Annotated in this window: 7 protein-coding genes; all 7 read left to right on the top strand. The window is 61.1% G+C overall.

Annotation, left to right across the window (positions count from 1 at the left end; genetic code table 11):
- A partial coding sequence (fdhF, locus tag VHO05_RS15580; protein WP_329647496.1) for a formate dehydrogenase subunit alpha occupies nt 1-2,083 on the top strand: 2,083 nt, incomplete at its 5' end.
- Nucleotides 2,084-2,157: 74 nt separating this feature from the next.
- On the top strand, nt 2,158-2,688 hold the full coding sequence (locus VHO05_RS15575) for a DUF2478 domain-containing protein (protein WP_329647495.1): 531 nt from the start codon (nt 2,158-2,160) through the stop codon (nt 2,686-2,688).
- Between the two features lie 295 nt (nt 2,689-2,983).
- Complete coding sequence (locus tag VHO05_RS15570) at nt 2,984-4,381, top strand: sensor histidine kinase (protein WP_329647494.1); 1,398 nt, start codon at nt 2,984-2,986, stop codon at nt 4,379-4,381.
- Nucleotides 4,378-5,046, top strand: coding sequence for a response regulator transcription factor (locus VHO05_RS15565; protein WP_329647493.1), 669 nt, complete (start codon nt 4,378-4,380; stop codon nt 5,044-5,046). Before VHO05_RS15570 ends, VHO05_RS15565 begins: the two co-directional genes overlap by 4 nt.
- Before the next feature lie 150 nt (nt 5,047-5,196).
- On the top strand, nt 5,197-6,006 hold the full coding sequence (locus VHO05_RS15560) for a MotA/TolQ/ExbB proton channel family protein (RefSeq protein WP_329647492.1): 810 nt from the start codon (nt 5,197-5,199) through the stop codon (nt 6,004-6,006).
- The gene (locus VHO05_RS15555) at nt 6,003-6,662 is read left to right on the top strand and encodes a hypothetical protein (RefSeq protein ID WP_329647491.1); all 660 of its coding nucleotides are present in this window, start codon (nt 6,003-6,005) and stop codon (nt 6,660-6,662) included. Before VHO05_RS15560 ends, VHO05_RS15555 begins: the two co-directional genes overlap by 4 nt.
- Complete coding sequence (locus tag VHO05_RS15550) at nt 6,659-7,288, top strand: hypothetical protein (RefSeq protein WP_329647490.1); 630 nt, start codon at nt 6,659-6,661, stop codon at nt 7,286-7,288. The genes VHO05_RS15555 and VHO05_RS15550 overlap by 4 nt, the downstream gene beginning before the upstream one ends.
- Nucleotides 7,289-7,351 lie beyond the last annotated feature (63 nt).

The following is a 7,351-nucleotide window of genomic DNA, read 5'->3' as shown; positions in this document are numbered from 1 at the left end:
GGCCGAGATGCGCGGCGAGGAAGTCGTGCGCATGGTGCCGTGGAAGGATGGCAAGGCCAACCGTGGCCACTCCTGCGTCAAGGGCCGCTTCGCCTATGGCTACGCCACCCACCAGGACCGCATCCTGAATCCGATGGTGCGCGACAAGATCACCGATCCGTGGCGTGAGGTAAGCTGGGAAGAAGCCATCGGCCGCGTCGCGTCCGAGTTCCGCCGCATCCAGGATCAGTACGGCCGCACCGCTGTCGGCGGCGTCACCTCGTCACGCTGCACTAACGAGGAAGCCTACCTCGTCCAGAAGGTCATTCGCGCCGGATTCGGCGTGAACAACGTCGACACCTGCGCCCGCGTCTGCCATTCGCCGACCGGCTATGGTCTCAAGACTACGCTCGGCGAGTCCGCCGGCACACAGGACTTCGACTCGATCGAGAACACGGACGTCATCCTCGTCATCGGCGCCAATCCTCCCGATGCGCACCCTGTGTTCGCGAGCCGCATGAAGAAGCGCATCCGCGAGGGTGCCCGAGTGATCGTCATCGATCCGCGCCGGATCGACCTCGTCAAGTCGCCGCACATCAAGGCCGACTATCACCTTGCCCTCAAGCCCGGCACCAACGTGGCGGTTCTGACCGCGATGGCCCACGTCATCGTTATGGAAGGTCTTGTCAACCAGGCATTCGTGCGCGAGCGCTGCGAGGCTGAGGCGTTCGAGGAGTGGGTAGAGTTCGTCTCGGAGGAGCGCAATTCGCCGGAGGCCATGGAGCAGTTCCTCGGCGTTCCAGCCGCGGAGGTGCGCGGTGCCGCCCGCCTCTACGCCACGGGCGGAAATGCTGCCGTTTACTACGGCCTCGGCGTTACCGAACATTCGCAGGGCTCAACCGCCGTAATCGCCATTGCCAACCTCGCGATGGCGACCGGAAACTTCGGACGGCCCGGTGTCGGCGTCAATCCGATGCGCGGCCAGAACAACGTGCAGGGCTCCTGCGACATGGCCTCGTTCCCGCATGAGCTCACCGGCTATCGGCACATCTCCAACGAAGTCACGCGCACGGCCTTCGAGAAGGACTGGAACTGCAAGCTCGACCCGGAGCCGGGACTGCGCATCACCAATATGCTCGATGCCGCCGTAGAAGGCGACTTCAAGGCCCTCTACGTCCACGGCGAGGACATTCTCCAATCCGACCCCAATACGCAGCACGTCGCAGCAGGCCTAGCGGCCATGGAGTGCGTCGTCGTGCAGGATCTCTTCCTGAACGAGACCGCGCGCTATGCACACATTTTCCTACCGGGCTGCACCTTCCTCGAGAAGGATGGGACCTTCACCAACGCCGAACGCCGCGTCCAGCTTGTAAGGCGCGTGATGCGTCCCAAGAGCGGCTATGCCGATTGGGAGGTCACGCAGTTGATCGCCCAGAAGATCGGCCTCAACTGGAACTATCAACATCCGAGCGAGATCATGGACGAGATCGCCAGGCTCACGCCGACATTCGCCGGCGTCACCTTCGACAAGATCGACAAGCTCGGCTCCATCCAGTGGCCGTGCAACGAGCAGCATCCCGAGGGAACGCCGGTCATGCACATCGGCGAGTTCGTACGCGGCAAAGGCAGGTTCGTCATGACCGAGTACGTACCAACCGACGAGCGCATTGGACCACGCTACCCGCTCATCCTAACGACAGGGCGCATCCTCTCGCAGTACAACGTCGGCGCCCAGACGCGCCGCACGGCGAACGTCGCCTGGCATGCAGAGGACGTGCTCGAGATCCACCCCCACGATGCGGAAGTGCGCGGCATCAAGGCGGGAGAATGGGTGATGATCAAAAGCCGCGCCGGCGAAACGGCGCTGCATGCTTTCGTTACCGACCGCGTGGCGCCGGGGGTAGTGTACACGACATTCCACCACCCGCTCTGCCAGGCCAACGTCGTCACGACCGACTATTCGGACTGGGCCACAAACTGCCCCGAGTACAAGGTGACGGCGGTTGAGGTGTCCCGCTCGAACGGCCCGACGGCCTATCAGCTCGAATACGAGGTGTTCTCCGAGGCGACCCGACATATCCTGCCGAACGAGGCTGCGGAGTAGACGAAAGGGCTACGCTCCAAAATGCGCGGAGTGGCCGAAAACGATGTAACTTTCTGAGCAGCGGTAGCTGCAGCATGACGGCGGAAGTGATGTCGCGGGACAACGCCAGAATTGCCCGGGTCGAGGGTGTGGACAGCGCAAGGGTACAGGGCCTGTTCGCACAGGCCGTCGACCGCTGGCGAGACGCGGGCGAGCGAGTTGCAGGTGTCATCGAGGAAACCCATGGGCTGGCCGGGCGCACATGCAATGCGGGCGTGCTCCGGGATGTCACGTCGGGAGAGCGCTATTCGATCTTTCTCGAAATCCTGCCACCCGGGAAAGCATGCCACATCGACGCCACCGGCGCGGCGAGCGCCGGTGCTGCGGTTCTCAGCAACATCGCAACGTGCGATCTCGTGGTGCTGAGCAAATTCGGGAAGCTCGAAGCCGGACACGCGGGCCTGATCGGAGCCTTTGAAGCGGCGGTTTCCCTCAACAAGCCGCTTCTCACGACCGTATCCGAGAAGCACCGCGCGGCGTGGGATGCCTTTGCCCCGCAAGCGAACGTTCTTCCGCCCAGCATCGACGCCATCCTTTCCTGGTGGCGTGGGCTCGACCAGACCTGAGCGGCCCCGGCCGGTCTCGTCTCAGGTGATCCATGAGTGCACGCCGAAGTCGCACGTCAGCAACGGGGCCATAAGTAGACATCGGGAAATATATCTTGATCAGCTCACGCAGCAGCCGAAAGGCCGGAACTGCACACGTCGAGTGTGGCGTACCGCGCACGTGGACTGGGCAAGGGCTGAATAGCCAAAGCCCACAGCCCTGGCCGGGCAAATTTGCCCGACGTTCTGGGTTGGGCATTCATTTTTCAGCTCGTTCGTGCGAAATTTCCCGCCTAGACCATAATCGGGATCCGCAATGAACCTGCTCGCCCATCTCATTGCACGGCTCATTGCCGTGGTTTTGCTGTGCCTGATCGGTGCCATTGGCTGGATCATGGTCGACGCCCACAGGACCATTGAACGCGAAACCGCGGCATCGGCTGATCGCATGGGGCGGCATCTGGAGGCTCTCTATTGGCAGAAGCTAGTTTGGCGCGGAGGCATGAGCAGGGACACAATCTTGCCTCTGCCGGATTGGGAAACACTGTCGACGCTCACGGTTATCGCGCCTGGCGTCTGCGTCTCGTTCGCACCGCCCGGTAACGAACCGCGCAAGCTGTGCAGCCAGATTGAAGCCCTTGGCCCGCCACCGCCTTCCTGGTTCGTGCACGTTTACACCTCTTTGCTCGGCACTCACAAACCGGTTATTCGCGCTCTGTCTGTGCGCGACGAGAGTGGCGGCACTTACAGCACTGTTGCCGATCCCGACGCAGCCCTTCGCCAGTCCTGGGGCCGGGTCTCTGTGATTGCCGCGGTCGCGAGCGCGCTGGCCGCCGGCATTGCCGTTCTGGCGGTCCTCATGATCGGGCGCACACTCAAACCGGCAGGGACGATCATTCAAGGATTGCGAGAACTGCAGAAGGGAAACAATGCCTTTCGTCTGCCGCGGTTCCGCGCAGCGGAGTTCGATCATATTGCCTACGCCGTCAACGATCTTGCAGAAGACCTTTCCCGGACCAACGCGGCGCGCGCAGCGTTGACGACACGATTGTTGCAGGTTCAGGAGGACGAGCGACGCGCGCTTGCCCGCGACCTGCACGACGAGTTCGGACAAAGCCTGACAGCAACCGTCGCGCTAGCGGCTCTCATCGAGAGCAGTGCACCAGCCGGGCAAGGAGACATTGCCGAGGATGCCCGCAAGATCGCCGCGGTTCAGAAGAGCATGATGGAAACGCTGCGATCCACACTGGTGCGCTTGAGATCGCAGAGTATCGAGGAGATCGGGCTCGAAGCCAGCCTTCGTCAGCTTGTTTCCGACTACAACATGCAATCGGCGTCACAGACCGCGTTTCGGTTGAATGTCATCGGCCAGATGGCGGCTGTGCCGAAGCAGGTGGCAATCGATATCTATCGTATCGCCCAGGAATGCCTGACAAACGCCGTCAAGCACGGAACGCCGACGGAGGTTCGTCTCAAGGTCGAATATATGGCGCACGACAGCCAAGCAATTGCTCTATCCGTCGAGGATGACGGCGGCGGGGATGCGAGACGCATCAAGAGAGACCGCGGACACGGATTGCTAGGAATAGGAGAGCGGATCTCTGCGCTTGGCGGCAAGCTGCAGATCGGCAATGCCGCGTCCGGTATCCGCATCACGGCCATCATTCCCATTTTCGGTTCGAATAATGCCGGCATCGAGCCGGTCCCCGCATGACCGGCGTAACGATACTTCTCGTCGATGATCATCCGATCGTACGCGAGGGCTACCGGCGTCTTCTGGAGCGGCAGCCAGGATTTGTTGTATGCGCCGAAGTGGACAACGCTCAAAGCGCCTATCAAGCCTATAAAGAGTGTAAGCCAGATATCGTCGTGATGGATATCACGATGCCGGGCGCGAGCGGCATCGAAGCCGTTCGCCACATTCGACAGTGGGACAAGAACGCCCGTATTCTTATCTTCAGCATGCACCTTGGGGCGGCGACGACGCTCATGGCGTTCGAAGCCGGTGCCTTGGGCTACGTAACGAAGAGCAGCGCACCGGGGGAGCTCATCCGCGCGGTATCGGCGGTGGCATCGGGCACGCGCGTATTGTCCGAAGATGTGTCTCAAGTCCTTGCTGCGGACCGGCTGGCGGGAACGTCGCATCCCGTCAATGATCTCAGCCCACGAGAAGCTGAGATTCTCCGTCTGCTGGCGTCCGGGGTGGCGAGCGAAGACATTGCCGAGCTCCTTGCCCTAAGCCCCAAGACGGTCCGCAACCAGCACTACGCGATCAAGAGCAAGATCGGCGCGCGCAACGATGCGCACATGGTTTGGCTCGCCGTTGAAGCAGGGCTCATACAGATCAACGATGTGAAAATCGAGCTGGCTCAGGATTGAGACTGACTCGCTGGGGCGAGCGCTCCCGCACCGATCGGGCAAATTGCCCGACTTTTTCGGGCTTCCTGCTCTCCTTCTGCCCCCCTGACGCCCCTAACGTCCTCACGGCCCGCCGAGTGCGGAGCGAGGGCGAAAATTAGGTGGTCAGGCATGGTGGACATCGCTGAAATTAGTTCGATCAAGGATGGCGTCGCGCGTACGGATAGACGCCCGATCGAGGCTACCGACCCCGTGCTCTCATGGATGATCTTTGCGAGCGTGAACCTGCTCGCCTTCGTGCTGCTGTGGTTCTACGGCTTGGCGGATAAGGCACTGAACTCCGATCCGACGCACATCACCCATTTCATAATGCTGATCTACGTCGCCACGTCCTTGCACTGCCTGTCGCGGTGCATGGCGGTCTCGCGCGAAGCCGACGCAGAAAAACTGCTCGCAGCGTTCGTCTCTGAACCAGACGAGAAGCACAATCGAATCCTCGAAATCGCAGAAGGCGCTTCAGGAAGCAGAGGCTTGAACAGCGGGCTCGTGGCCGACCACATCCGCAACCTCATCACGACCTCGAAGCTGCGCGATCAGGATCGGAAGTTCGATCAAACGCTTCTGTTGCGTGTTCTGGCCGAGCGGCTGAGCGGCTCAAACGCATTTGGCGCCTTTGCGAGCGACCTTGTCATGAAGCTGGGTCTCTTCGGGACGATTGTCGGCTTCATCATGATGCTCGGGCCGATCGCGAGCTTCAACGCCGAGGACCAAGCAGCGATCAAATCGGCCATGCCGCTCATGAGCGAAGGCATGGCCGTCGCGATGTACACGACGTTGGCCGGCCTCGTCGGGTCGATCCTGATCAGGATCCAGTACCAGTTCGTCGAAACCGCAACCGCCAGGCTCTTCACATCCGCCGTCGCTTTGACGGAAGTCCACGTCGTGCCGGTCCTCGAGCGCCGGACAGGTGGGGCACGATGATCGGCGACTTCAGCCTGCGCTCGAGCGAGCCGCCGTTCGATCCGCTAAGCGTCGTGTTGTTCAAGGCGCTTCAGGTCGTGGCCTTCCTGTTCTTCATCGCCTTCCTTGCCATCTCGCAGCAGAAGGATTCGGGCAAGATCGACAGCAAGGCCGAGTTCTTGATCTCGATGACTTGGCCTGACAATCACCCCGACGATTTCGATCTCTTGGTGCAGGATCCGATCGGCAATATCGTCTGGTATCGCCGCCGCGACATCGGATTTATGTCTCTCGAACGCGACAATCGCGGCGGCGCCAACGACTTCATGATGGTCGGCGGCGAGAAGGTCCGCTCATCGGCGCGCCAGGAGCTGGTTAGCCTGCGGGGCTTCGTTGCAGGAGAATACACCGTCAACGTCTACCACTTTACCGCTCAAACCGGCGTTCCGGTGCCCGTCACGGTGACGATAGAGAAATTGAACCCGCGCGTCACCGCGGTCGCCAAGGAAACGCTCGAAATGGGCGAATCGAACTCGGAAAAGACGGCGGCCCGCTTCACGCTCAACGACAAGGGCGAGGTCGAGAGCACCAGCCGTGTCGAGCGATCCATCCTGCAGACATTCTTCGATCCCACCCTAAACGGTGCCAGTATGTCCCAGTTCGGCGGCAAGCAATGACGATGCAAATGCATGTCCTGTATCTGACCATTGCCTATGCGGCGCTTGCAACGGTGTTGCTGATCGTTCTTGCGCGGGTGGCCCTGCCCCGCGCCGTCAAGATCGCCATTATTGCTGTCATGGGGGTTTTCAACGTCGCTGTCTTCTTCTGGTCACAGAGCCTGCTCGGGTGGTCGGCAGGGACGGCTATGCCGGAGCGCTTCCAAGTGCTGTGGACCCGCGTTCTCGAACCGAACGTGTCGAAACAGTTTCCTGGCGCGATCCATCTCTGGGTGGAGGAGCTTGACGAGCGCAACATTCCGAGCGGCGAGCCGCGCGCCTACGTTGTGCCCTATTCAGTCGCACTTGCCCGAAAGACAGCCGAGGCCCAATCGGAAATCAAAAAGGGTAACGCACAGGGAGGCAAGGCTGGCGCTGTCGACCTCCCCCCGAATGTCGAGTCAAGCGCAACGGAAGGCATCACCGGCGTCAATATCAGAACGGTTTCGCAGGGAGCCGTACCGGGTGGCGATCCATCGGGTGGCGGCGTTCTCGATCCGTCGTCTTTGGGTGGGCAATCGAAAAGTATCGATCTCATTCCGCTACCAAAGCCGTTGCTGCCGCCGAAGGATCTCCCTGAGTTCTGAGTCGTTGCGAACGTGAGCAATGCCAAACGCGATGACTTGACGGGGCAGTCCTGTCGCTTTAAT

It is taken from the genome of Hyphomicrobium sp. (assembly GCF_036262015.1).
Classification (GTDB): Bacteria; Pseudomonadota; Alphaproteobacteria; order Rhizobiales; family Hyphomicrobiaceae; genus Hyphomicrobium_C.
The sequence above is the reverse complement of the archived record's forward strand: the minus strand, read 5'-3'. Positions and strand labels throughout refer to the sequence as shown.

Excerpts from the sequence above, each read along its gene's own strand:
- VHO05_RS15565 (WP_329647493.1), top strand. The coding sequence starts at position 4,378 with ATGACCGGCGTAACGATACTTCTCGTCGATGATCATCCGATCGTACGC.
- VHO05_RS15560 (WP_329647492.1), top strand. The coding sequence starts at position 5,197 with ATGGTGGACATCGCTGAAATTAGTTCGATCAAGGATGGCGTCGCGCGT.
- VHO05_RS15575 (WP_329647495.1), top strand. The coding sequence starts at position 2,158 with ATGACGGCGGAAGTGATGTCGCGGGACAACGCCAGAATTGCCCGGGTC.
- VHO05_RS15550 (WP_329647490.1), top strand. The coding sequence starts at position 6,659 with ATGACGATGCAAATGCATGTCCTGTATCTGACCATTGCCTATGCGGCG.
- VHO05_RS15555 (WP_329647491.1), top strand. The coding sequence starts at position 6,003 with ATGATCGGCGACTTCAGCCTGCGCTCGAGCGAGCCGCCGTTCGATCCG.
- VHO05_RS15570 (WP_329647494.1), top strand. The coding sequence starts at position 2,984 with ATGAACCTGCTCGCCCATCTCATTGCACGGCTCATTGCCGTGGTTTTG.